Annotated in this window: 1 protein-coding gene; it reads left to right on the forward strand. The window is 52.6% G+C overall.

Going from position 1 to position 1,155, the window contains the following annotated elements:
- The coding region (locus AAC01S_RS18465; protein ID WP_067625993.1) for an IS256 family transposase at positions 1-1,107 on the forward strand (1,107 nt) is incomplete at its 5' end.
- Between the last annotated feature and the right edge of the window lie 48 nt (positions 1,108-1,155).

Here is a 1,155-nt window from a genome sequence, read left to right on the forward strand (position 1 = left end):
GAGGTGAGCTCCCTGATTGGCGCTGAACGATATGAGCGCAGTGAAAAGCGCAGTAACAGCCGGAATGGGCACCGGGACAGAGAATGGGATACCCGTGTTGGAACAATCGAATTGCAAATTCCGAAGCTTCGTAAGGGGAGCTACTTCCCCAGTATTCTAGAGCCCCGGCGGAAAGCTGAGAAGGCACTGCTGTCTGTTGTTCAAGAAGCGTATGTGCATGGTGTGAGCACCCGTAAGGTGGATGAGTTGGTTGAGTCTATGGGGATTCAAGGACTAAGCAAAAGCGAAGTGTCTCGAATCTGCAAAGAGCTTGATGACGTGGTGCAGGACTTCAAGAATCGTCCTCTGGAGGGAACGTACCCGTATCTCTGGTTAGATGCGACCTTTCCGAAAGTGCGAGAAGGCGGACGGGTACAGAGTATGGCGTTTGTCATTGCCATTGGCGTGCGAGACACCGGTGAGCGTGAAGTATTGGGGTTTGATATTGGCACCAGCGAAGATGGCTCGTTTTGGCTCACATTCATCCGTAGTCTGGTTGCACGTGGACTGCGTGGTGTGCGGTTGGTGATTAGCGACGCCCATGAAGGACTTCGCAGTGCGATTGGCTCTGGGCTGACCGGAGCGACGTGGCAGCGTTGCCGTGTTCACACAATGCGCAACATTCTCAGCCAGGTGCCCAGAGCGTCACAGTCTATGGTTTCGTCTATTGTCCGGACGATCTTTGCCCAACCGACACAGGAAGCCGCAAAACAGCAATTGGCTGTAGTTGTGGAGCAGCTCCAGGGAAAGTTCCCAAAGGCGATGGATGTCTTGGAACGTGCAGAGGAAGATGTGCTGGCGTACATGGCATTCCCGAAGGAACACTGGAAGCAGATCTGCTCGACAAACCCGCTTGAGCGCTTGAATCGTGAACTCAGGCGGCGCTTCGATGTGGTTGGTATCTTCCCGAACCGGGAGTCTGTCATTCGTCTTGGCGGAGCAATCCTCCAAGAGCAGAATGATGAATGGATCGTTGCAAGACGCTACTTTAGCAGAGAGTCGATGGCAAAACTAACTAGCACTGATGAACAGCAGTTACTGGCTCCAACGTCAGTTTTGCATAAATAGTCGACACTAAGTGGTTGCACTCAATTTACACCACTTGACGGGACACTA

It is taken from the genome of Alicyclobacillus acidiphilus NBRC 100859 (assembly GCF_001544355.1).
In the GTDB taxonomy this organism is placed as follows: Bacteria; Bacillota; Bacilli; order Alicyclobacillales; family Alicyclobacillaceae; genus Alicyclobacillus; species Alicyclobacillus acidiphilus.